Consider the following 24101-nt stretch of genomic DNA (forward strand, 5'->3'; position numbering starts at 1 on the left):
ATGGCAAACATGCACAAAAAAAAGAAAGAGTTTTCGTGCACTATTTACGAAAACCCTTTCATTTTATTTTTCATCCTGCGAATTTTTTAAAGCAAGAATAGCTAAGTAAGCAGACACAGCTCCTGTGAAGTGTTTGATATCAAGGTGTGTGCGATCAATAAATTTCTCAATTCTATACTGCAAGCTGTTGCGATGCATGTACAATTTCTTAGCAGCAAGAGATACGTTTAAATTACATTCTAAATAAATTTTAATCGTTTCTAAAAGATCTCCATCATCTTTTACTAAATCAAGTAAATGTATCATATGGTTTTGGATTGCCCTTGAAGACTCTTGCAGAACCAAATGGGGTAAAACGTCGATAAAATGGATAACATGTTTTTGTTCGACTGTATGCTTAATTTGATAAAACCATTTCTTTTCACGTTCAAAAATTAATTGCGGTGAAGACGGAAAAAAGTGAATTTGTCCTTCAAAGAACTGAATTGAAGTTTCAAAATCATGACATAGCACCTCGATAGAGTCTGATAAATTTTCAGTTAAGTCATTAGGATCATCAAAGGTTTCGATAACGATACCTGATTGTTTATCGATCCACAACACAGTGATGGAGGTAGAATACAAGGCGTGAAGCGCATTTTCAAACTCTATTTTTTGTTCAAACAAACGTTTAATTAAAAACTGGGTGAAGCGAAAAGAATGGTGCGTATGATGAGAGTGAATGACTTTTTCAGGTGATTCAAACAACAGGTTTGACCAATACAATTGTTCTGGCGTCAGTAAAGAAACTTCCTCATCATAAGGCGTTAAAAAAGCAGAAAGTAACGCCTGCTCTTTTTGAGATAAAGCCGTGTGTTCAATCCCAATGAAGCCTTCATCACATGAAAACCATTTGTATCGTTCAAATTGAGAAGGGATTTTAGCCTTAATCATTTTATCCCCAAATAGTGTGTGCAGCTGTTTCATCTGTGCTCGTTCCCTTCGGCGAAAGCTTACTATTCATAAACGTGAAAAAGCATAAGCTCATGAATATAATCAATTAATTGTGTTTCATCTATTTGATTAGAAAGCGCAGTTTTCCATACAATTTGTCCATCTTTTAAATAATCAGCCTCATAATAAACCCGATTCATATAAAACGAGATATGCCAGCCCGGCATTCGATTATTTTGATAGAGTGGTTTAACCTGAAAATGTGAAACCATAAAGAAAATCTCCTTTCTCAATTAGTTATTATAAGCTTACCATGAGAAAAGGAGATGAAAAATCATTTAATCTAAAAATTTTGTTAATTTATAAAATATGTTGCATATGTGTTTAGCACCTTGCGTTTGAATGTCTGTTTCATCAAAAATCATTGGTTTTGCATTCACTTCAAACAGATAATACTGCCCTTGGACTGACTTTGCCATATCGAGAGAAAATTCTTCAACTAGAGGGAAGGACTTTTGAAGGACTTGCCCGCACGTATTTACAAAAGATGAAAGAAAGGAAGTATCTACTTCATCTTCAAGATCTTGAAAAGGTGAAATGCTTCCGCCGTTTAACGTATGTGTTGTAATGGATTGATAGGGACTATGTCGAATACCGACGCCGCTAATAACATATCCACTATCTTTGTGATGCGCTAAAATACGTAAGTCATAGCGCCGGTCTTTGAATGGCTGCGTCTCAATTGCTTCTTGAATGAGATAAGCAGATCTGGGAAGGTCAATTGCTTGTAAAGAAGAAAATTCTTCTTTGCGAGTATGATCTTGATAAGTAATTGTATGCTTATCGGAAGATAATCGAAAAATTCCAGCGCCTTTACTGCTGTTAATAGGCTTAAAATAAAGGGAAGAGTGTTTTTGCAGAAGCTTAGCAATATCAATTTCTGGTGTTAAACGATAGGTTTTAGGAAGGTAAGAAGATAGTAGTGGATCCTTTGAAAATAACTGATAGACTTTCCATTTTGAAAAGAAAGCGGAATTAAAAAGGGGGATGTGCCTGCTTTTTATTTTTTGGTGTAAAGATGTCAGCTTTTTGGTTTCTGATTTTCTTCCTGGATAACGATTATATATAACGTTTGGCAGCGGCAAAGTTGTTTTGATCCACTGCTTTTTTGCACGGTCAAAGCAATACCCTTCAAAGAAGTGATGAGACATTGTTTCTTCAGCGAATAAAGCAAGAAGCCCGCCTTTCTTTTGCAGGGTATGATGTAAGAGTTCTAATAAAGGACGCTGTTTTACATTCAGTTTTTCTAAAACAGCTTTGTTCGTTAAAACTCCCACAATAGGACCTGCTTTTTCTCCTTTTAAACGAAGAAAAGCTTGAGTAGAAGAAATGTTTTGAGTAAAGGGAAGTTCAATTTCTTGAACTCCCCATGTGTAAGATGCTGAAGGGTTATTATGAAACCACTGCTGCTTTTCTTTGTGATAGTAAATTGTAATCATATGCTGATGCCTTCAGGTGTATTTAGATAGTATCCAGATAAGTAAATCGCATATTCTAGAGAAAGTTTTCTAGTGTGTTGATCCGCTTTTCGTAAGGCAGAGTGTGAAAAAATAGAGCGACCGGGTTTAGAGTTAGCTTCAAACAGCCACACGTTTCCTTGATAATCCACTCCAAAATCGAATCCAAGCTCTCCAATTAATCCGTTCAATTCCTGTTCAAGCACATGACTAATTGAGATAGCGGCATCTTTTAGCTTATTTTCAATTTCTTTTTTGTAAGAAGGGTTGGTGAATATTTTGGCTGTAGCTTCAATTTCTCCGCCGTAATCAAGATGCGTAGTGATGCTGTTGGGACCGGCTACTTTAGCAGCTAGAGCAGTAAGCACCCATTGGTTATTCCCGTCTTTATTCGTATGCACGCGAAAGTCTACACAGCGCTTTTCTTTTTTGATTAATGAAATACCTTGCTGAGCAATGTAAGAAGGATTAGTAAGTAAATATTCAAATTCTGATAATAACTCCTCTAAGGTTTCTTTTTCTTGAACATGAAGACCTTTTTCTCCTTTGTAAGTCAGCGTGTACATGGAATCTTTAAAAGATAGTGTATAAATGCCGCGGCCTAAGCTTCCGTTTTTCGGTTTTAAATAAACAGTTTGATGAAGAAGTAGAAGTTTTTTTATTTGCTCACACGAAGGACTTTCAACCGTGTAAGGTAACAAATAAGCTGTCTGCTCGTTCAGTTTTAAAAGCTCATGAATTTCCCACTTGTTGAAAAAATCAGGATTAAAAAATGGAATGCCGTAATCAGTCATCATCTTTTCTTTAATGAACTTAAAAGGAGCTAACCCTTCTGTTTTTCGATTTGGCAAACGATTATATACAACATTGGGAAATGGAACTTCATGCTGTGTCCAGCCGCTTTCTTCATAAAAATAGCCGTTTATGGTCCCGGTTTCCCAGTTGATATGATGGGTTCCAAAAATAAAAGGCAGTCCCCCTGTGATACTTGCAGTGGAAAGAAGTTTAGCTAAGTGAAGGGAACGCTTTCCAATTGGCCGCAGCAGAGAACCAGTAAAACCAGCTGATAGCACACCAATTAAAGGTCCTAAGTGAATGGTCTCATTCACAATAATAGGGTGCATCATATGAGCGAAAGGAATTTGCAGTTTTGTCATTAGCTCAGCTGAAATCTGAATTTCTTCACGTTCTGAAGATTGTATAAGGCATGAAGCTGTCATTGTTCCAAAAGCTGCTTGTTTTAAGGAGTCTTTGTAAAGAGATGCAGGAACAGAAAGATCGCATCCTAGCTGCTCTACTACAACAAGGCGAGTAAGAGTTTTTTTCATAGCATTACTCCTTACGATACGATAGTGTGTTAGCTAAATAGACGCAGTAAGACAGGACATTTTTATACATGACTTCTTTTTGTTCAGGGGCTGTCTCCATTACTATTTTTCTTCCCGGTTTCGAATTTACATCTAGAATCCAGATGCTGAAGTCTCTCGAGATACATAAATCAATACCTAATTCAAAAAGAGAAGGAAAATGATTTTCCAGCACGGACGGAATCGTTTTACAAATGGTGTTGATTTCATCCATTACATATTGACGGTGAACGCGAGGGATGCGAGGCAGCAAGTTCTCAAAAGGTACAATAGAGGCTCCTGAACTTACATTTGTTACGATGGAGTCCCGTTCACCTTGTCTAAGTCCTCTTCCAATTTCTTTCCAAGCACCATCGTTTCCTTTTTGTAATAGCAGTCTTATATCAAAAGGAGTGCGTTCGTAAGGGAAAAATGAAATATGGGGCTGAGCAATATACAATACATCACGGGTCGTTTTCGTAAACCAGTTCTTAAACTCCTGAAAAGAGGAAAATAGAATGGTGTTTACAATGTCATTTTGTTGATAAGAAGCTTCAATTTCACGTCCGCGCTGTCTTAATTTCACAATCCCTTTACCTTGTGAGCCGTTGGCAGGCTTAATCATTAGGCTATCGTTTGTTCGAAGCAGCTGAACAAGCTGCTCTACACTTTCGATTGGAGTGGTGGGAGGAATATATGAAGATAAATAGCTATCTTTTTTAATTACTTCATAGACATCTAGCTTATTGGGCAATCCATGGCCTAAAAATGTAACATCTTCCCGCTGCTTAAGCCAGTTTACAATAGGGCGAGCCTTTTTAGACAGCGAGTCTTTTCTATAAAAGCAGCGATCGTAAATAAACGAAGGAAGTAAAAAGGAATCTTCTATCCATTTTTTTTGTTGTAAATCGTAGCGGAAGCCTTCAATATTTTCGGTGTTAGGATGAATGTTAAAAGGAGTAAAACGGTATATTTCAATTGAAAACTCAGAAGCATGTTTAGCAATTTCGGTTACGTACTCCACTTCTTGCTGTGGGTGAATCGTTAAAAAGCCTAATGAAATCATCGTAAATCCTCCTTGGCAAATTGAAAATTCGTTGCATGCAGACAATAATCAAGCAGTGCTTTTGTTGAGGGACGAACAGAGAAAGCGCTTGAATCTAATTGTTTGGAAGGTTTGACATTTACTTCAATAATCCAAGGCTTTCCTTCTTGATCGATTGCTAAATCAATACCAAATTCTGCATAAAGTTCAGACGGGTGAGAAAGCTGTGTGCAAATTTCAATCGCAATCTCTTTTAAAAGTGAAAGGATATGGCGCGTAGTTTTTGAATCATAGAGCTGAGTTAAAACTTGCTGAGGAGGATGAATATCTCCTCCACGGGCAAGATTTGAGACGAAATTGCCGGGTTTTGATACACGTGTGACAATGGACGTGATTTTCCACGTCAAGTCGTCTTTTTTATGACAGAGAATGCGGAAATCAAAAGGGCACTGTTTGTATGCCTGCAGTGAAATTCCTTCTTGGATGAGAAACCCTTGCCTTTTTAATTGACTATAAAGCGTTTCAAATAAGTCATAGAGAGATTCATATTCTTTTTCATACGTCTGCGTAAACGTTGTATAGTCTAAAATATACTTCTCTTTCTTTGAAATTTTAAAAATATTTTTTCCTTGGCTACCATGAACAGGCTTCAGAAAAACATCGTCATGAAGTTCCAAAGCGTCAAGAAGATCTTGACGTGAACGAAGCTGATACGTTTTTGGCAAATATGGAAGCAAGTGTACGACATCTTTAAGCTGTTGAAAAACCGTCCATTTATTTAAGTAGCGTGCGTTAAAGAAAGGAACGTCATGCTCTTTTAAAAATGTTTTAAAGGTTTGAAAATCAGCGCTTTGCTCGGTTTTCCTGGCATGAATCCGGTTGTGTACGATTCCAGGAAAGGGAACGTCTGAATAAACCCATCGATCAGCGCGATAAACATATCCTTTAGGTGACAATGACTTCAAGTCGCTCAATTTGCTCACGTAGCAAAAACACCCTAACTCCTTGCAAGCTTGAACAAATTCCTTACAAAATACAGAAATGCTGCCAAAGGGTTCTTCATCTTCTCGAACTTCTGTTACGATGCTAATCACGGGTCCCAGCCTAAACGTATTCTCTTCATAAATGCCTCTCAGCTGATGCGTTTCATACGGAAAACGAAAGTCTGTAAATAGAGTTTCTGACATCATGAAGCAGCATTCTCGATGTTGAAAAACAGTGGCTTTGACTTCTTTCGTAATGGAGCCTACTGTTAATGTAAACTCATGCTTGCATTTCACACGTGAGAACAGAGCAGAACTAATGTAAATGTCGTCGCTCATATGGTTCTCTAGTGGTTTTAGAGAAATGGTAAAAGTATTCATAAACGAATCCTCTTTTTCTTTCCTTTAGTAGGCGAATGCTGATATATACTATGAGGAATTAGCCCAATCCGTGAAGAGAATTTATCGTTTTCTGAGAAAATAAAGGTCTTAAGCTGAATTTTATATAATAATTTGTTATAGTTAGGGAAGTCAAGAAATTATAGAACTTAATTAGGAGGAACTTAACGTGTCTGTAAATTTACATGATGTAGCAAATGATTTAGAAAAAGCAATTCGTCACAGCGACGATTACACAAACTTAAAAAACTTATATGCAGCAGTAAACGCTGATCAAGGTTCAAAACAATTATTTGAGCGTTTCCGTACAATGCAAATGGAGCTGCAACAAAAGCAAATGATGGGCCAAGAGATCACTGAAGAAGAAGTTCAGCAAGCTCAACAAACAGTTGCAATCGTTCAACAAGATCAAAATATCGCGAAGCTAATGGAAGCTGAGCAACGTATGAGCATGGTAATTGGTGAATTAAACAAAATTATCATGAAGCCACTTGAAGAACTTTACGGTGCGGCTGAATAAGAGATAGGGAAAAGAGGAAAAGAGAAATCTTTTCCTCTTTTTTTTATGCGGAAATTTCTTCTAATTGTGCAGTTCTGCTCATAAGCTTAGTAACAAGGCTACACATGCCGACTATCATGAAAAGGTCATTTATAACCGTATCCTAACGGATTAGACATCTATGAAAGAAGGGGTTCTCATATGGCTTATCGATTGCTAGCGTTGAATATTGATGGAACCATTTTAAATAGCCAAGGGCGCGTTACAAAAGAAACGAAAGACGCAATTCAATTTGTGAAAAATAAAGGGGTTTACGTTACATTAGTAACAAACAGGCATTTTCCGTCTGCTAAAAAAATTGCTCGGTCACTTAAAGTTCATCCTGCAATGCTCATTACTCATAGCGGTGCCTTTATCGGAACATCGATAGACAAACCGATACTAGATAAGAGAATTAGCGAGGAAAAAACATTTAATCTCATTCAGCTTTTTGAAAATTTTAATTGTCATGTCCGCATTTTACATGAAAGGTTTTCAATTGGAAATCGTGTAAAGCTTCCTAACAATATTGTAGCTAAAAGCGTGTTGAAAACGGGAGAACCGCTCTTTTATCCCGTGCAGTTCGTAGATTCATTAGGAGATACGCTTCGTGATGAACCTGTTTCTACGCCAAAAATAGAAGTGTATTTTGCAGATCGTAGAGAAAAAGAATACGCTGAGCAAACAATTGCTAGTGCAGTTCCGGATATTGAATGGTTTTCGTATCCAAATGAAAATAGATGTTATATTACGCCAAAAGGAGCCACAAAAGCTGCCGGCGTTCGTTATGTAGCAAATCGTCTAGGGATACCAATGGAAGATGTGGTGGCAATTGGAAATTGTTATGATGATTTAGAAACGATTGAACATGCGGGAATGGGTGTGGCCATGGGCAATTCACCAACTGAATTAAAAATGCTTGCGGATTGGGTTACTCGTTCTAATAATGAAAATGGTGTAGCCTATATGGTGAAAGAATTATTTAGAAAGCAGCAGCGCCTCGGTTATCTTCATCAAATTGACAGCTTTCGTTTAAAGTAAATAAAGTAAAAAAGAAGCTAGGACAAAAGTAGTTTAGTCGAAGGAAGATCCGAACGATGAATCAAGATTCCTGATAGAGAATCCAATTCGTTCGGATTTTTTTATTGGTAGGGTGAACGTAGGTTTCATATATGTAGGTGCTTCTAGCTGTTGATTAGAGGGCAAGGCGAAGACTCCTGAGGGAAAAGGGCAAGCGATGAGGAGGCTTATCGGCCGCCAGCGGAAAGCAAAGCCTTGCACGGAAACCAACAGAGGTGTAACAAGCAATTCATATGAGCTCATTTATCCCATTTGTTCGTCCTTAGATTGAATTAATGTAATTATGGCTCAATCTCTTTTTCCGTTTGTTTCCTGTTCGCGTATTCCCTTGAGCTGAGCACCTTGACCGGACATACGTAGGTTTTGTAAACTGATTACTTAGATAGAATTGATTTGAAAGGTGATTATATTGAACATTTATATAAAAGGTATAGAAGATGAGCGTTTTTTACGTCCGCTTCACCGAATTTCAGATTTGTTTTTTGAAGAAAGCAACGTCTCCTTTGAGGATGATAACGAAGCTCAGCTGAAGGTCGAAGTAGAGCTAAAAGTTCATGAAGAAATTTATGCGAAAGCAGTGCTGCATGATGCTGCAACGGACAAGGTGTTTACAGAAGAGCTTTCTAAATCATTTACGCTGTATGAAACAGAAAAAGAAAAATTTAAGCAAATAAAAAATGTAGTGCTTCGCGTCTACTTATCTGTGTTACAGGAGTATACAAACATTGTTCAAAAATGGGGTATTTTAACTGGTATACGTCCGACGAAACTGCTTCATATGAAACTGCAGTCAGGCAAAAGTAAAGAACAGGCACATCGTGAGCTAAAGGAAGAATATTTAATCACCGATGACAAAATTAATTTAATGCAGCATATTGTGGATCGTCAACTAGCAGCTATTCCTGATTTACATGAGTTAAAGAACGAGGTAAGCATTTATATAGGCATTCCGTTTTGTCCGACGAAGTGTGCATACTGTACATTCCCAGCCTATGCGATTAACGGACGTCAAGGATCCGTTACGTCATTTTTAGGCGGCTTGCATTATGAGATGCGTGAAGTAGGAAAATGGTTAAAAGACAATAACGTCAAGATTACAACCGTCTATTATGGCGGAGGCACACCAACGAGCATTACCGCTGAAGAAATGGACATGCTGTATGAAGAGATGTATGAATCGTTCCCGGATGTACAAAATATCCGTGAAATTACGGTAGAAGCAGGAAGACCTGATACGATTACGGAAGAAAAGCTAGCTGTTTTGAACAAATGGAATATTGACCGGATTAGTGTAAATCCACAGTCTTATATTCAAGAAACCTTAAAAGCTATTGGACGTCATCATACAGTTGAAGAAACGATTGATAAATTTCATCTTTCTCGGAAAATGGGGATGAATAACATTAACATGGACTTAATTATTGGGCTTCCAAATGAAGGTGTAGAAGAATTTCAGCATACGCTAGACGAGTCTAAAAAATTGCTTCCTGAATCTTTAACTGTTCATACGCTATCGTTTAAACGCGCGTCTGAAATGACTCAAAATAAACGGAAATACAAAGTAGCAGATCGCTATGAAATTGGTAAAATGATGGATTTAGCGACTGAGTGGACTCAAGAACAAGGATATGAACCTTATTACTTATATCGCCAAAAAAATATTTTAGGTAATTTAGAGAACGTTGGATATTCATTCCCTGGTCAGGAGAGTCTGTACAATATTATGATCATGGAAGAAAAGCAGACGATTATTGGCCTTGGGTGCGGGGCATCCAGTAAGTTCGTGCATCCAGAAACAGGAATTATTACAAGGTTTGCGAATCCAAAAGATCCAAAATCGTACAACGATGGATTCGAGCACTACACACAAGAGAAACTCAAGATTTTAGGTGAATTGTTTAAGAAATAAAAAGGTCACTTTTTAGTGATCTTTTTTTATTTTCAGCAGGGAAATGTCGGAATCTGTTGAATATATAAAAAAGTTGTAAGCGTTTTCTTATTATGACGATGCGAGGTGCCGCTTAATGATGAATGTACAGTTAACCGTACCATCTATGATGGAAAGAGCTGAAAAGCTGTTTGGTAAAAAAGAAGTGGTTTCTAAATCTTCAAAAGGAATTCAGCGTTTAACTTATAATCAGTTAATAAAACGGACTCGGCAGCTCTCTAGTATGCTAGAACGAATTGGAGTGAAGCGAGGAGAAAGAGTCGGAACGTTTGCATGGAATCATCATAGACATCTAGAGGCTTATTTTGCTGTGCCGGGAATAGGCGCTGTTCTTCACACAATTAATATTCGGTTAGATTCTGAGCAAATTGTATACATCATTAACCATGCACGCGATAAAGTCATTTTACTTGATGAATGCTTTTTACCTTTATTTGAAAGCATTCATCAAAAGCTTCCACATGTTGAAGCCTATATCATTATGTCAGATGAAGGTGAGCTGCCAGAAACAGACTTGCCAGTTTATCATTACGAAAATTGGATTCAACAAGGGCATGCATCGCATTCCTTTGTTCAAGATTTAAGCGAAGAAGAACCAGCAGGCCTTTGTTATACCTCTGCTACTACAGGAGAGCCAAAGGGCGTTGTATATTCTCATCGCGCTATTTATTTGCACTGTATGGCGCTAGGGCTTGCTGATAGTGCTGGATTATCAGAAGCTGATACCGCTATGCCTATCGTTCCAATGTTTCACGTAAACGCATGGGGAATTCCTTTTGCTGCGGTCTGGTTTGGAACAAAGCTCGTGCTGCCGGGTGCTTTTTGTACTTCGGAGACGATTGCTTCTCTGATTGAACAAGAGAGAGTAACTCTTGCAGCAGCAGTACCTACCGTTTGGTTAAATTTTTTACAAGAGTTAGAAAAAAAACCTTACGCAGTTGATAGTTTGCGAGCTATTTTATGCGGCGGATCAGCGGCCCCCAAAAGCGTCATTCGAGAATTTCAGGAAAAATATAAAATTGAATTTATGCATGCATACGGAATGACGGAAACGAGCCCTGTGGTGACCGTCTCCCGCTTAAAAAGCTATCAGTACAGCGAAGACACTGAGTATCAGCTCAGCGTAAAAGCGAAGCAAGGTTTCTTAGTTCCTGGCGTAGAAATGAAAGTAATAGGTCAAAATGGAGAAGTTGCTTGGGATGGAGTGGAAATGGGTGAGCTATTACTAAAGGGGCCGTGGGTGGCTTCTGAATATTACAAGGATAAAAGAACAGAAGATACGTTTAAAGACGGCTGGCTGTATACGGGAGATATTGTGACGGTTGACGAAGAGGGAACGATCAAAATTGTAGACCGAACAAAAGATTTAATTAAAAGCGGAGGAGAATGGATTTCATCTGTTGATCTAGAAAACGCGCTTATTGCCCATGAAGCTGTTTTCGAAGCCTGTGTCATAGCAGTCCCTCATAAGGTGTGGCAAGAGCGTCCAGTTGCTTGTGTCGTGTTAAAAGATGCATATAAAGGTGTCGTTTCGTCAGAAGAGCTAATCAAATTTTTAGCGCCGCAGTTCGCAAAATGGTGGCTTCCAGATGAAATTTTATTTATGGATGAAATCCCGAAGACAACGGTAGGAAAGTTCTTAAAACGTACGCTTCGTGAACAAGTCGTCAATCATTATCAGAAAGGGTGAGTAAGATGACCGTCGAATTAAAAGTAGTAGAACTAGTTTTGCAAGAGCGCGTCGCCACAATTTCGTTTAACAGGCCGGATGCGTTAAACGCATTAAACGAGGAAGTGCTAGAGCAGTTTATACAATGTTTAAAAGTTGTCGAAGAAAGCGAAGCAGATTTTTTAATAGTAAAGGGAAACGGAAAGGTATTTTCAGCAGGCGGAGATATTAATATGATGATGTCACCTTCACAATCAAAACGTTTTGAGCAGGTAATGGATTTGATTAATGAAGCCGTGCTGACTTTATACAGCCTGCCTCAAATGACGATAAGTGTGCTGCACGGTGCGGCAGCAGGGCTAGGGCTCAGCATCGCGCTTGCTTCTGATTATATTATTGCAGAAAGACACACAAAAATTGCGATGAACTTTATCGGCATTGCTCTAATTCCAGATGGAGGCGGTCACTTTTTACTAGAAAAGCGCATCGGTTCTCATCGTGCGAAACAGCTGATTTGGGAAGGAAAGACATTAAAAGCAGAGGAAGCTCATCAATTTGGCCTAATTGATGAAATAAAAGAAGGAGATTTGGCGAAGCATGTAGAAGATTATCTCTCATATTGGCTAAAAAAACCTTCACGTGCTTTGAAGGAAACAAAGCGAATTTATGTGGAGACATCTATTTCACAATTAAAGCAAGTGCTTGCGCTTGAGAAAAGAAGTCAGTTTGCTATGAGCCAAAGTTTGGATCATAAGGAAGGTGTACGTGCGTTTCTGGAAAAGCGAGCGCCTGTTTTTAATCAAAGTGAAAAAGATATTTCCGAAAATTAAGTGAACTAGTTTAAAAGCCAGTATTTTTGTCTATCATATTGATAGAGCATGTTTAAAAGTTGCAAAACAGTGGTAACACAAGATAATGTAGAAACTAATGAGGTGATTGGAAATGAACAAAACAGATTTAGTAAACGCAGTGGCAACAAAATCAGAGTTAACAAAAGCAGATGCATCTAAAGCAGTTGACGCATTACTAGAAACAATTTCATCAACACTAGGTGAAGGTGAAAAAATTCAGTTAATCGGCTTCGGTACATTTGAAGTACGCGAGCGTGCTGCTCGTACAGGCCGTAACCCTCAAACGGGTGAAGAAATGCAAATTCCAGCATCAAAAGTACCGGCATTTAAAGCTGGTAAAGAACTAAAAGAAGCTGTAAAGTAATATAAAACGCCGGAAAGCTAAACCTTTCCGGCGTTTTGTATTAACGATGAAATAATACAAGTTTTCCGCTAGAGCTAACGCATCGATGTGTTTTTTCTAAATAGGCAAGCTCTTCTAACTTTTTGGTGCCGATAGTCTTTGCTTCTGTTTCAGAAGCTGCTTCGAAACTTTCATCTATTAATTTTTCTCCAGTCTTTTCAAAAGCGGTTAATGTATAAGTACTCATAAAATCTACTCTCCTCTTATAGTATAATTGTAAGCGTATTCAACATATTTCTCGTCTTATTCCTCTAAATCCTGCTAAGGTTTACAGATATCATTTTTTTCCATACAATAAACATAGGTTTATTTACAAAGGAGGAATTAAATGTCTCTTTCTATCCGTGAAGTTTCAAAAAGGTACGGTGAATTTACAGCTGTAAACGAACTATCTTTGCAAATTCCAAAAGGTGAAGTGTTTGGTTTTTTAGGTGCAAACGGTGCTGGCAAAACAACGACGTTTCGAATGATTTTAGGGCTCATTGAACCAACCTCAGGTCACATCCAGTGGAATGATAAATCTTTAACTTACAGTAGAAGTCATCTAGTTGGTTACCTTCCAGAAGAAAGGGGATTATATCCGAAATTAAAAGTCAAAGATCAGCTTGTTTACCTAGGACGGCTGCGCGGGATGAAAAAAGCGAACGTGCTGCAAGAAATGGAGCGCTGGTTAACTCGATTTAATATTCCTCAATATGCTTCAAAAAAAGTAGAAGAGCTATCCAAAGGAAATCAGCAAAAAATTCAATTTATCGCTTCCGTTATTCATCGTCCTGAGCTGCTTATTTTAGATGAACCTTTTAGCGGCTTGGACCCTGTAAACGTAGAGGTACTAAAAGAAGCGGTACTTGATTTGAAAAAGCGCGGAACGACGATTGTTTTTTCAAGTCATCGAATGGAACATGTGGAAGAACTTTGTGAATATTTATGTATTATGCATCATGGTACGCCTGTTGTATATGGAAGACTGCCGGAGATTAAGCGTTCATTTGGCAAGAAAAATGTCATTGTACACGGAAAAGGTCCGTTTGAGAGAATTACGGAGCTTGAAGGTGTTGTAAAAGTGAAAAAAACGGTTGAAGGCATAATTGTTCAAATTCAACATGAATCCGTATCGCAATTCATTTTTCAAGAACTTAAACACTTTTCATTTGTATCTAAATTTGCAGTGGAAGAGCCTTCATTAAATGATATTTTCATTGAAAAGGTAGGTGCTTCCTATGAATAAATTTTGGGTGATCGTTTTTCATACATATCTTAATAAATTAAAAACAAAATCTTTTATTATTACGACGATTATTACTGCTCTTATTCTAGTTGCTCTTACAAATATGGAGAAAATTATCGACGTTTTTAATTCAGACGATAATGGCACAAATGTGGGTGTCATCTATGAAGTGGAAAGCGTATATACGTTGTTCAAACAAAATGTAAATGCCATGGATAAAGACATTCATTTAAAAGAATTTACGTCTGAGTCTAAGGCAAAGCAAGCGGTAAAAAGCGGGCAGCTCGATAGCTATTTACTTTTATCTTTAAACGATAAGCAGCTGCCTCAAGCTATGTACAAAGCTAACTCTTTGGCCGAGTCAAATCTTTCGTCTACCTTAGAACAGGCGGTACAGCAAACAAAAGTGGCTATGGCTACAGTAAAAATCGGTTTAGAAGAAAAGCAAATTGATCAGCTTTACAGCCCTGTTTCATTTAAAAAAGAAGCGTTAGTTGAAAATGCCAAAACAGAACAAGAGCTAAATCAAGCAAGAGGTCTTGTGTATGTGCTGCTGTTTGTTATTTATTTTGCCGTTATCATGTATGGGAGCATGATTGCGATGGAAGTCGCTACTGAAAAATCATCCCGCGTTATGGAGATCCTTGTATCGAGCGTATCACCTATTACACAAATGTTTGCTAAAATCATTGGAATTGCACTGCTCAGCTTAACACAACTTGCAGTGATACTGAGCGTGGGCTACACATCATTAAAAGCCAGTGTGGAAACAAATCATAACGGCATCTTTTCGTATCTCGGATTTAATGATGTTCCGCTGACTACATTCGTGTATGCATTTGTCTTTTTCATATTAGGGTACTTTCTTTTTGCTACGCTCGCGGCTTTTTTAGGTTCTCTTGTGAGCCGTATTGAAGACGTACAGCAAATGATTACGCCCATGACCCTTGTAATTGTGGCTGCTTTTTTAATTGCTATGTTTGGACTTGGTGATCCTGAAACCACAATCATTACGGTCACATCTTTTATCCCGTTTTTTGCTCCGATGATTATGTTTTTGCGTGTAGGTATGTTAAATGTTCCAGTCTGGGAAGTGAGTGTATCGATAGGGATTTTAGTTGTAACGATTACTGCTTTAGCTATATTTGGTGCCCGTGTATATAAAGGAGGAGTCCTTATGTATGGTCAATCCACCTCTTTTAAAGATATTAAAAAGGCGCTGCAGTTAACGAAAAAAGAAACGTAAAGAAGTCAGAGGGTGAGACAAAAGTAGTTTAGCTGAAGGAAGATCCGGACGAACAACCTAGATTCTTGATGGAGAATCCAACTCGTTCGGATTTTTTATTGCTATGGTGACCATAGTTTTCATGCATGGAGTTGCTTCTAGCTGCGTATTGGAGAGCAAGACGAAGATTCCTGCGGGAAAAGCGGAATAGGTGAGACCTCGCAGGAGCGGAAGCGACGAGGAGGCTCAGCTGCCTCCCGCGGAAAGCGAAGTCTTGCACGGAAATCAACAGCGGTGTCTCAAGAAGTTCAGCTCCTTTATCCAATTTGTTCGTCTTTAGGCTGCATTGATTTTGTTATGCCGCAATCTCATCTTTTATGAAAAAGCGTCTACCCGTGCATTCGGTGCCAAGCGATGGTAAAATGAAATGTAAAGAGCTGTAAATAAGCGGACGAAGCGATAAGAGCTTTGCTATCAAATACATAGAATGAAGTGGTAAGGAGGAAAAGATCATGACAAAAGGAATTGCTCAATACGAAGTAGGAGAGCAAGTTGATCTTTATTTTTTAATTAAATCCTCAACGAGAGGAATTGCAAGCAATGGAAAGCCATTTTTAACGGTAATCCTACAGGATAAAACAGGTGATATTGAAGCCAAGCTGTGGGATGCATCCCCAGATGACGAGGAAAATTATGCTGCTCAAAAGATTGTGCGAGCTGCTGGAGAAGTAATGAATTACCGTGGGCGCAACCAGCTGAAAATACGCAACATTCGTCCTGCACAGCCCCAAGACGGAGTGCGCACATCTGACTTTTTAGAAGTGGCGCCTTTATCTCAAGAAGAAATGGTCGAACATATTACAAAGAGTATATTCGAAATGAAAAATTCGAATGTCCAGCGCATTACTCGCCATTTGTTTAAAAAATATCAAACGGAATTTCTAGAATATCCGGCAGCAACTAAAAATCACCATGAGTTTGTATCAGGACTTGCCTACCATGTGGTGTCTATGCTAAAGCTGGCTGAGTCATTTTCAACCCTTTACCCAAGCTTAAACCGCGACTTGCTGTACGCTGGAGTGATTCTTCATGACCTTGGTAAAGTATTTGAACTTTCAGGTCCTGTTTCGACGATATATACAGTCGAAGGGAACTTGCTTGGCCATATTTCGATTATGGTGAATGAAATTGGAAAAGCGGCAGAAGAATTAGCGATTGAAGGAGAAGAGGTTATGCTTCTTCAGCACCTTGTGTTATCGCATCATGGTAAGGAAGAGTGGGGAAGTCCGAAAAAGCCGTTAATTAAAGAAGCTGAGATGCTTCATTTGATTGACAATGTAGACGCTAAAATGAATATGCTAGACCGAGCATTAACAAAAGTAAAGCCTGGTGAATTTACAGAGCGTATTTTTGCACTTGATAATCGCTCATTTTATAAACCAACGATTGATTAAAAAGGTATAAGTCTTTCTTCCTTCGCATATAGTGGTTGTAAATAACTGTGATGGGGGATCAATATATGGTGACACTACCAATTTGGATTTATTTAGTTGTAGCAGGCATTTTCTTTAGTGGATTTATGGCAATTCGTGCTGCGCAACATGATAAGCAAGTGGATGATTCGTTTATTGAAAAAGAGGGACAAGTTTTCATCGAAAGAATGCAAGTGGAAAAAGAAAGACGCAACAGCGATTCCATCTGATTATATAAAAGAGCCTGTCACATGAGTGACAGGCTCTTAGCATTACTGCTGAGGAGTTTCTACGCCAGATTGACTATCTGTCGCACCTTCTTCGAAAATTGGTTTTACATTTTTATCTTTGACTTCCACTTTTGCTTTATCAAGTTCTTTTTGAATCTTCTTGTTCGCTTCTGCTTGATCTACTTTTGAACGTTTGATTTGCTGCTCAAGTTCGGGTTTCTTTTTCTCAAACGATTCTACTTTCTTTTTATCAACTAGTTTAATGATATGGTAGCCGTATTCTGTTTTGATTGGTTTACTTACTTCACCTTTTTTCAGCTTGTAAGCCGCTTCTTCAAACTCTTTAACCATTTGGCCTTCACCGAAGTAGCCTAAGTCGCCGCCGTTAGCTGCAGACTGCTGATCCGTTGAATATTCTTTTGCCAGACTAGCAAAGTCCTCGCCTTTTTTGACTTTCGCTTCCACTTCGTTTGCTGTTTTTTCGTCTTTTACTAAAATATGGCTTGCGCGAATTTGAGGTTTTTGAGCTTTATATTCATCATAAGCTTTTTTCAGTTCTTTGTCCGATACCTTAATACCTGCTGTAGCAGCTTTTTCACGGAGAATATCAACTTTTAGCATATCTTTGACTTCTTTTTCGCCTTTTTGCTTAATAACTGAATCAACCTGATCACCGTATTGTTCTCTTAGAATGTTCAACTGCTGATCAAGCTCTTTATCCGTTACTTTATATTTTTTACTCAATACTTTTTCTTCGGTAACGCTTCGTACGAGTGTATTAAATTGGTCTTGTCCGATTGTATCTTTCATTTGCTTATACAAATCACCTTGCGTGATATTGCCTGCTTTTGTTTCTACAATTACTTTTGAAGAATCGTTTGCATTTGAAGCATCACTTCCACCACTGCATGCTGATAAAGCAACGAGACTGGCTGCCGTTGTTAGTGCAACTAAGCTTTTTTTCATACGTAAACACTCCTACTCATCATTTTTACTTATGTAGCTTGACTCAAGATTTACTATATCACATTTCCTGATGTTAGCAAATGAAGTTAAAACCACGTAAATTTACATTTATTTTCCACTAAGGATGGAGTGATTATACGCTTATGACGTCTTTTTTATAAAGCGTTTTCAAAATGGTGGACAAACTCGCAGAGTACTCTCTAAACGAGAAGCAAGAGAAATAAATTATGGAGTTTGGGCTAAAAGCCTAGACGTTTTTTGAGCTAATGCATAAGATGCAGTATTAGTAAACAAAGGGGGTGCTCAAATGAGCGGATGCGGATATGGAGGCGGTTTTGCACTATTAGTTGTACTGTTTATCTTATTAGTCATTGTTGGTTGTGCATGTTACCACTAGGAAACAGATGAATATAAAAGGAAAGGGGCGATAGATATGGGTTCTTACGGATGCGGATACGGCAGTGGATTTGCGCTATTAGTCGTATTATTCATCTTATTAGTTATTATCGGCGCTAGCTGTTTTTGCTAAGCCTATAAAAAAGCGGTGAGACATCTCACCGTTTTTTATGTAAATGATACTTCAATATAAGATGAAACTAATAAAATGGTAATTAATACATTAATCGTACGAAAAACTTTAGGCTGTTTTTCAGCTGGAATTTCTTTTTGAATACACAATGTATTTGTTAGTGCATTGATGTAGAATAAAATGAATAGTGCAAATACAATAAAGAATATGTACATAAAAATCCCCCTAACAAAATCAGTGTGACGAAGACAAAAAGTCTTATAGTCATTTATATAGTACAGCTTTGTATGAATTTACAAATATCTATATTAACATTACCAAAAAAGCGGTAAAATAGATAGTTATATATACAGTTGAGCAAAGAATTTCAAAAGGTATTTACACAGAAATGCGGTTTTTATTTTATAAAGGGTAGTTAAGAAGTTGAGAAATAGGTTTTAAACAAAATAGCAAAGTGAATGGATAAGAAAATGAGTAACAATGAGCCATTGTGCAAAAGGATTGTTAAAAAGGACAGAGGGATTTATATTAATATATGCAGTGAGTACATAATCAGTATATGAAAATCTTTATACGGTGCTACTCAAACAGGAAATGTGATTGACGAAGAAAGAATTATTTGGAAGAACATGAATGAATCATGTACAATATGGAGTAGAGGTATATGAACGTTGAAGGAGTAGGGGAAGCGGATGGAAACTTTAGAATCTCGAGTATCACGTTTAGAATATTACATAAAACTGTTATCTGGGACATCTGAACAAGAAGCTAAACCATTTATTGATTTAGTGGTAAGAAATCAGCTTACAAAGAAGGAAGTAGAGGAAATTTTAATTCTGTGTGAAGATACAAAAAACGAATATATTGAGCAAAAAGCGGAAGGTCTAACAGACTTTGTTCCGCTTCTTACACAATTTGTTGGCATGCTGAATTATAAGTTAAATCCTAGAGAGACGGTCGAATCGCTTCGTTATCAACCTTCTTATCAAGATGTGATGAATGAATTTTTTGAAATTATTCAATGGATAAGGGACTAACCATTAAGAGTTTGAAATAGTCTCCTGGTGGTTCTCTTTATCTTTCTTGACAAGCTTGCCATCTTCTTCAGTGAATTCCTCTTCGATATGATGGAAAGATCGCTCGAAGATATCCATAAAATCTTCACCGTAAATTTTGCGGATGACGGTCATTAGTTCCATAAACTCAGGGAATTTGCCGTATAAGTCGCGCAACGGAAGTGCGCCGCTGAATACTGAATTATTAGAAGGTTCGTAATGTTCCATTAAATCTAGTAAAATGGCCTCGCCTTTATCAGTCAGCTGAATGTACGTATTTCGCTTGTCGCTTTCTTTTTTAGAAAACTCAAGTAAACCTCGTTCTTCTAGTTTTTTGGAGAAATTAAATGCAGTAGAAACATGCATAACTCCAAACTTGGCAATTTCGGAAATGGAAGCCCCATTTAAATGATATGAAATCCACAAAATATGATGCTCGTTAATATTAAGGTCATAAGGCTTAATCCATTGCTGCCAATCCTTCTCTACGGTTTTCCAAAGGGCTTTACTTAATTGGGCAATGCGTTGGCTAAATAGAAGTGCTTCTTTCAAACTGTAATCTTGATCACTAGTCTTTTTCATCTTCTCCCACCTACTTAGTCTCTTTTTTTATTTATCTTCTATTATGCCAATAAAATAAAAAATTATAAAGATGTAAATTTACAAAATTTTAAAAAATTAAAAAAGAAGGCGCTTTAACCTTCTTTTTTGTCAATTTTTTCATTGGTATTTTTAGTTGTCTGTACATGTTCCTCTAGGTTTGACAAAGAATTTTGGATTTCTTTCAAGTGATGCTGAATGGATTCCTTATGAGGGACAATTTCTTCTTTAAACTGACCAAGGGTAGTAGAAAGGTCATTTGCGATATTTTTCACTATAGTATTTCCTTCTCTGGCGGTCATTTGTACTTGTTGAGAAACAGCTTTTATTTTTGTTGAAAGCTCTTGTTGTGAAGCGTTAACTCGGTCTTTTCGAGAACTGACACGCTGTTTAAGTTCTCGTCCTGAATAGGGAGTAATTAGAAGCGTTGTAATAGCGGCTACGGTGCTTCCGATTGCTGCTCCAGCTGCTAGTTTTTTCATTCTACTCATTATTTATTTCCTCCTATGTAGTAAAGTAATTGCTAACACTTCCTTCTGACATAATCATAAAAAAATAGCATAGATTTATACAAAAGAAGGAGGTTATCAACATGGGATAGCTTTATTCATTCTTTTGATGATTAGCCTGAGTTTTTTTCTGGCTGCCTTTAAATGGTTTAGCCTTACGACTAGAACGGCATCATATCCACCTAAACATGTGCTTAAACAGAAGTCTCTTACATGTGCGACAGTGGCTTTTGCGAGTTTTTTATTGGCGCTTATACTTTATTATGTAACCTAGGATGGGGAACTTAAACCTTTATTACATAGTAAGTCTTCATACCTATTGTATGAGCTGCAAATGAAATTTAAGTGAAAAGCATCCTGTACCATTTCTTTTTAAACAAAAAGTTAAGAGTCGAACTGTAGGCTGTCTTTAAAAGATCAGCAACATACTATAAATAAACCGTTTTATCTGAAGGTCCGCCACGTTTTGGCGGGCCTTAGCTTTTGGTGTAAAAAAAGAGCCTGATTCTTAATTAAATCAGGCTCTTGACGTTACGATAGTTTTGCTTTGATGCTTGTGCGTTTTAGAACGGATTGAACAATTGGATAAATAACGATCATAACGATTGTATTCACTACTGTCGCAGGTAATACAACTGCAGCAACAAGTGCCATGACGCTATTTCCGCCCGGTAAGCCGACGATTAGCGCGGCAGCTGACAAGAATACGGTTCCTGATACGAGTGTACCAACAGCTGTTAAAGCAGCGGCAACTGGTGTTTTAATGCCTGTTGCTTTTTTCACAAGCATAAACAATGCAAAGAAAACAAATGCTGTAATTGGTTTATCAATCAAGTTTGCAATTTGTCCGCCAGGAAAGCTTGTTGTTAAAGCGGAAATAACCGCTGTGGTTAAGCTAACCAATGCAACATTTTTTACGCTAGGAAACAACAGGATTGCTAAAAACATCATTGTTAACATCATATCTGGCTTCATTCCAAATAAAACAGGAGGTACCACCGTGTGGAGAACCGCTCCAATTCCGACTAATAACGCTAAAGAAACTAAAACTTTTGTATTCATTTCTCATCTCTCCTCTTCTAAGCTAAGCTCGAAATATACCAATAGTGCGTCTATGCCCATTGCATATATTTACGTACTGATTATAACATATTTATGTGAAAAAAGAATCAGTTAATTCTGCCAATTATTCGTTTGCCTGTGCAAATTCATCCATAAAGACGGCAAGAGCTTCACACGCTTCAAGCGGTACAGCATTGTAAATAGAAGCGCGGCATCCGCCGATTGAACGGTGTCCAGCTAATCCTACGAAGCCTTTTTCTTTTGCTTGCTGTAAAAACGCAGCGGTTAACTCATCGGTTGGTAAAGTAAACGTTACGTTCATAATTGATCGGCTTTCCTCTGTAGCGTGAGGGGTATAGAAACCATTTGAACGTTCCATGCTTGTGTAGAGTAACTTAGCTTTTTTATGATTTTGGGCTTCAATTGCTTTAACGCCGCCTTGTTCTTTAATCCAATCTAAAACAAGTGAAAGCATATAAATGCCAAACGTTGGAGGAGTGTTGTAAAGAGAGTTGCTCTTTACGTGTGTCTCATAATTCAGCATTGTTGGTAAACCTTCAGGAATACGTTCAAGTAATTCTTTCTTCAAAATGACAACCGTGACACCGGATGGTCCGAGGTTTTTCTGAGCACCAGCATAAATGAGTGAGAACTTAGATACATCAATTTGACGGCAAAGAATGTCGCTTGACATGTCGGCAATTAAGTCTACTCCTTCAATAGAAGGGTAGTCAGCCCATTGTGTACCAAAAATAGTATTGTTGGACGTGATATGCAAGTATCCAATCTCTTCTTTTGGAAGCTTTACATCATCTAAAGCTGGAATAGAGCGGTAGTTCTCTTCTTTAGTAGAAGCAACAACTGCTGTTTTTCCAAGTTTCTTTGCTTCTTTTAATGCTTTTTCCGACCATGATCCCGTTAGCACATATGCCCCGACTTGATCAGGAGCTAAAAAGTTCATTGGAATCATAGAGAATTGCAGGCTTGCTCCGCCCTGCAGGAATAAAATTTCATGTGTATCTGGAATATTAAGCAATTCCGTTAGTGTTTCTTTAGCATGTGTTAATACATCTTCAAACTCTTTGCTGCGATGTGATAATTCCATCACAGACATACCTGTATTTTTGAAATTAACTAGCTCCTCTTGAGCAAGTTGTAAGACAGGTAGGGGAAGCGCAGATGGACCTGCATTAAAATTATAAGCTCGGTTTAACGTAATCACATTAATTCCTCCTCAAATTAGTTCGAACACTCATCATACAAAATGGCTAATGACTGATGTCAGAAAGAATATCATTATACTATCATGAAAACCATGGATTGTGGAGGTAACTTTTCAAAAATTTAAATTAATCTGTAAAGAGGAAATAATAGAAAAAAGATAAATAAAAAGTATACGTAAACATGTTTTGGCAAACATGTAAATGAAATGTTTATATGCTATACTGATGGAAGAAATAATGTGGAGGAACAGAATGAGAGTATTAAAATATGCAATATTAGGGCTCTTAAATCAGGAGGAGCTCAGCGGGTATGACATTACCAGACTTTTTAAAGAAGAGGTTGGTAATTTTTGGAGCGCTAAACACAGCCAGATTTATCCCGAGCTAAAGCGATTAACAGAAGAAGGATTTATTCGCTATGAAACGGTGATTCAAGGCAAAAAATTAGAAAAAAAGATGTATTCGATAACGGAAGAAGGAAGAGTCGAGCTAAGCAAGTGGCTTACTACAATTGATCCTATTCCTGAAACAACTAAAGATGAATTTATGTTAAAAGCTTATTTTGCTTCATCCATGTCAATAGAAGAGTTAAAGCAACAAATAGATAATCAATTATCAAGCAGGAAAGTGAAGCTTACTTTCTTAAAGAAACGAATGGATGACCTTTTAGAAGAAGTTAATCACCACATTACCGTTTCTTCTCCTCAATTTGGTCATTACTTGGTGCTATCTCGCGCTCAAGACCGGGAGACAAGCTATATCAATTGGCTTGAACGTACGCTGAATTTAATTGAAAAAGAACAATAAGAAAAGGTGAGCAGATTATGAGTTGGTGCATAAAATCATTTCAAGAGCTGACAAACGATGAACTTTATGAAATTCTACAGCTTCGCACCTCTATTTTTGTTGTCGAACAGAAGTGTGCTTACTTAGAAGTAGATGGAAAAGACAAATTTGCTTATCACTTGTTCAAAAAAGAGAATAAGAAAATTATCGCATACCTTAGAGTTTTACCAAAAGGAATTAGCTATAAGGAAGCTTCTCTTGGGCGCATTATTGTAAAACAAGCACAGCGCGGTACAGGTCTCGGAAGAGAACTAGTAGCAAGAGGAATTGATTTTCTAGAGAATGAATTGCACGAGAAAACAATTAAAATTCAAGCACAAAGCAGACTTCAAAAATTTTATGAATCGTTTGGTTTTAAACCTATTTCCGATATTTATGCAGATGAAGGGCTCCCCCACGTAGATATGCTAAAGACACCTTAGAAACTTCACCAATTGTGTGAAG

The 24101-nt window shown here is 37.7% G+C and carries 28 protein-coding genes; 15 read left to right on the top strand and 13 right to left on the bottom strand.

What is annotated here, in order from left to right; translation table 11 throughout:
• Positions 1–63 precede the first annotated feature (63 nt).
• The 6 genes from ACOZIR_RS25520 to ACOZIR_RS25545 form a co-directional block, all read right to left on the bottom strand.
• Entirely contained in the window at positions 64–966 is a 903-nt protein-coding gene (locus ACOZIR_RS25520) for a PucR family transcriptional regulator (protein ID WP_045292419.1), read from the bottom strand.
• 29 nt (positions 967–995) lie between these two features.
• The gene (locus tag ACOZIR_RS25525; RefSeq protein WP_013055294.1) at positions 996–1205 is read right to left on the bottom strand and encodes a YheE family protein; all 210 of its coding nucleotides are present in this window, start codon (positions 1203–1205) and stop codon (positions 996–998) included.
• 66 nt (positions 1206–1271) lie between these two features.
• Positions 1272–2432 (bottom strand): YheC/YheD family protein, encoded by a 1161-nt coding sequence (locus ACOZIR_RS25530; RefSeq protein ID WP_045292418.1) that lies wholly within the window; start codon positions 2430–2432, stop codon positions 1272–1274.
• The gene (locus ACOZIR_RS25535) at positions 2429–3778 is read right to left on the bottom strand and encodes a YheC/YheD family protein (protein ID WP_421536020.1); all 1350 of its coding nucleotides are present in this window, start codon (positions 3776–3778) and stop codon (positions 2429–2431) included. Before ACOZIR_RS25535 ends, ACOZIR_RS25530 begins: the two co-directional genes overlap by 4 nt.
• Positions 3779–3782: 4 nt before the next feature.
• Positions 3783–4862: a YheC/YheD family protein gene (locus ACOZIR_RS25540; protein WP_045292414.1), complete on the bottom strand. Its 1080-nt coding sequence runs from the start codon at positions 4860–4862 to the stop codon at positions 3783–3785.
• Entirely contained in the window at positions 4859–6205 is a 1347-nt protein-coding gene (locus ACOZIR_RS25545; RefSeq protein WP_045292413.1) for a YheC/YheD family protein, read from the bottom strand. The genes ACOZIR_RS25540 and ACOZIR_RS25545 overlap by 4 nt, the downstream gene beginning before the upstream one ends.
• 187 nt (positions 6206–6392) lie before the next feature.
• Between ACOZIR_RS25545 and ACOZIR_RS25550 the strand changes: the two genes are divergently transcribed.
• The 6 genes from ACOZIR_RS25550 to ACOZIR_RS25575 all read left to right on the top strand — a co-directional run bounded on the left by ACOZIR_RS25550 (position 6393) and on the right by ACOZIR_RS25575 (position 12673).
• On the top strand, positions 6393–6743 hold the full coding sequence (locus tag ACOZIR_RS25550; protein WP_045292411.1) for a YlbF family regulator: 351 nt from the start codon (positions 6393–6395) through the stop codon (positions 6741–6743).
• Between the two features lie 180 nt (positions 6744–6923).
• On the top strand, positions 6924–7802 hold the full coding sequence (locus ACOZIR_RS25555) for a Cof-type HAD-IIB family hydrolase (RefSeq protein WP_013055300.1): 879 nt from the start codon (positions 6924–6926) through the stop codon (positions 7800–7802).
• Between the two features lie 445 nt (positions 7803–8247).
• Entirely contained in the window at positions 8248–9750 is a 1503-nt protein-coding gene (locus ACOZIR_RS25560) for a coproporphyrinogen III oxidase (RefSeq protein WP_328120085.1), read from the top strand.
• A 115-nt stretch (positions 9751–9865) separates the two neighbouring features.
• Entirely contained in the window at positions 9866–11479 is a 1614-nt protein-coding gene (locus ACOZIR_RS25565) for a long-chain fatty acid--CoA ligase (protein ID WP_045292409.1), read from the top strand.
• Between the two features lie 5 nt (positions 11480–11484).
• Positions 11485–12288 carry an enoyl-CoA hydratase gene (locus tag ACOZIR_RS25570; RefSeq protein ID WP_071277723.1) on the top strand — a complete coding sequence of 268 codons (804 nt, stop codon included), beginning with the start codon at positions 11485–11487 and terminating at the stop codon, positions 12286–12288.
• 112 nt (positions 12289–12400) lie between these two features.
• Positions 12401–12673, top strand: a complete 273-nt coding sequence (locus ACOZIR_RS25575; protein WP_013055305.1) for an HU family DNA-binding protein — start codon at positions 12401–12403, stop codon at positions 12671–12673.
• Positions 12674–12713: 40 nt separating this feature from the next.
• Here the strand turns inward: ACOZIR_RS25575 and ACOZIR_RS25580 are convergent, their stop codons facing one another.
• The gene (locus ACOZIR_RS25580; RefSeq protein WP_028412560.1) at positions 12714–12899 is read right to left on the bottom strand and encodes a YhzD family protein; all 186 of its coding nucleotides are present in this window, start codon (positions 12897–12899) and stop codon (positions 12714–12716) included.
• Between the two features lie 141 nt (positions 12900–13040).
• Here ACOZIR_RS25580 and ACOZIR_RS25585 point away from each other — a divergent pair, with 141 nt between their 5' ends.
• The 4 genes from ACOZIR_RS25585 (at position 13041) to ACOZIR_RS25600 (ending at position 16867) form a co-directional block, all read left to right on the top strand.
• The gene (locus tag ACOZIR_RS25585) at positions 13041–13940 is read left to right on the top strand and encodes an ABC transporter ATP-binding protein (protein ID WP_045292404.1); all 900 of its coding nucleotides are present in this window, start codon (positions 13041–13043) and stop codon (positions 13938–13940) included.
• Entirely contained in the window at positions 13933–15186 is a 1254-nt protein-coding gene (locus tag ACOZIR_RS25590) for an ABC transporter permease (protein WP_045292403.1), read from the top strand. Before ACOZIR_RS25585 ends, ACOZIR_RS25590 begins: the two co-directional genes overlap by 8 nt.
• A gap of 491 nt (positions 15187–15677) precedes the next feature.
• The gene (gene yhaM, locus ACOZIR_RS25595; protein WP_013055309.1) at positions 15678–16619 is read left to right on the top strand and encodes a 3'-5' exoribonuclease YhaM; all 942 of its coding nucleotides are present in this window, start codon (positions 15678–15680) and stop codon (positions 16617–16619) included.
• A gap of 65 nt (positions 16620–16684) precedes the next feature.
• On the top strand, positions 16685–16867 hold the full coding sequence (locus tag ACOZIR_RS25600; RefSeq protein ID WP_013055310.1) for a sporulation YhaL family protein: 183 nt from the start codon (positions 16685–16687) through the stop codon (positions 16865–16867).
• A gap of 42 nt (positions 16868–16909) precedes the next feature.
• On the opposite strand, the gene ACOZIR_RS25605 is transcribed toward ACOZIR_RS25600, so the two are convergent.
• A complete protein-coding gene (locus ACOZIR_RS25605; protein WP_045292402.1) occupies positions 16910–17833 on the bottom strand; it encodes a peptidylprolyl isomerase in 924 nt (307 codons plus the stop codon).
• A gap of 307 nt (positions 17834–18140) precedes the next feature.
• Here ACOZIR_RS25605 and ACOZIR_RS25610 point away from each other — a divergent pair, with 307 nt between their 5' ends.
• Complete coding sequence (locus ACOZIR_RS25610) at positions 18141–18230, top strand: YjcZ family sporulation protein (RefSeq protein ID WP_074682953.1); 90 nt, start codon at positions 18141–18143, stop codon at positions 18228–18230.
• Between the two features lie 36 nt (positions 18231–18266).
• On the top strand, positions 18267–18362 hold the full coding sequence (locus ACOZIR_RS25615; RefSeq protein WP_016762974.1) for a YjcZ family sporulation protein: 96 nt from the start codon (positions 18267–18269) through the stop codon (positions 18360–18362).
• 35 nt (positions 18363–18397) lie between these two features.
• Here the strand turns inward: ACOZIR_RS25615 and ACOZIR_RS25620 are convergent, their stop codons facing one another.
• Positions 18398–18577, bottom strand: coding sequence for a hypothetical protein (locus tag ACOZIR_RS25620; RefSeq protein ID WP_013055312.1), 180 nt, complete (start codon positions 18575–18577; stop codon positions 18398–18400).
• A 477-nt stretch (positions 18578–19054) separates the two neighbouring features.
• On the opposite strand from ACOZIR_RS25620, the gene ACOZIR_RS25625 reads away from it, so the two are divergent.
• Positions 19055–19399: a DUF1878 family protein gene (locus ACOZIR_RS25625; RefSeq protein WP_013055313.1), complete on the top strand. Its 345-nt coding sequence runs from the start codon at positions 19055–19057 to the stop codon at positions 19397–19399.
• A 3-nt stretch (positions 19400–19402) separates the two neighbouring features.
• Here ACOZIR_RS25625 and ACOZIR_RS25630 read toward each other — a convergent pair whose 3' ends face one another.
• The 4 genes from ACOZIR_RS25630 to serC form a co-directional block, all read right to left on the bottom strand.
• Positions 19403–19999: an HTH-type transcriptional regulator Hpr gene (locus ACOZIR_RS25630; protein ID WP_014461677.1), complete on the bottom strand. Its 597-nt coding sequence runs from the start codon at positions 19997–19999 to the stop codon at positions 19403–19405.
• A gap of 113 nt (positions 20000–20112) precedes the next feature.
• On the bottom strand, positions 20113–20508 hold the full coding sequence (locus tag ACOZIR_RS25635; protein WP_045292400.1) for a YtxH domain-containing protein: 396 nt from the start codon (positions 20506–20508) through the stop codon (positions 20113–20115).
• Between the two features lie 549 nt (positions 20509–21057).
• Positions 21058–21588, bottom strand: a complete 531-nt coding sequence (locus ACOZIR_RS25640; protein WP_045292399.1) for a tryptophan transporter — start codon at positions 21586–21588, stop codon at positions 21058–21060.
• A gap of 124 nt (positions 21589–21712) precedes the next feature.
• Positions 21713–22810 carry a 3-phosphoserine/phosphohydroxythreonine transaminase gene (gene serC / locus ACOZIR_RS25645; protein WP_411305880.1) on the bottom strand — a complete coding sequence of 366 codons (1098 nt, stop codon included), beginning with the start codon at positions 22808–22810 and terminating at the stop codon, positions 21713–21715.
• Between the two features lie 253 nt (positions 22811–23063).
• Here serC and ACOZIR_RS25650 point away from each other — a divergent pair, with 253 nt between their 5' ends.
• Together ACOZIR_RS25650 and ACOZIR_RS25655 are read left to right on the top strand one after the other, a co-directional pair.
• Complete coding sequence (locus tag ACOZIR_RS25650) at positions 23064–23618, top strand: PadR family transcriptional regulator (protein WP_045292396.1); 555 nt, start codon at positions 23064–23066, stop codon at positions 23616–23618.
• 17 nt (positions 23619–23635) lie between these two features.
• Positions 23636–24079, top strand: coding sequence for a GNAT family N-acetyltransferase (locus tag ACOZIR_RS25655; RefSeq protein ID WP_045292394.1), 444 nt, complete (start codon positions 23636–23638; stop codon positions 24077–24079).
• The last annotated feature ends 22 nt before the right edge of the window (positions 24080–24101 follow it).

It is taken from the genome of Priestia sp. D3YE.R1 (genome assembly GCF_049199565.1).
GTDB classification, from domain to species: Bacteria; Bacillota; Bacilli; order Bacillales; family Bacillaceae_H; genus Priestia; species Priestia aryabhattai.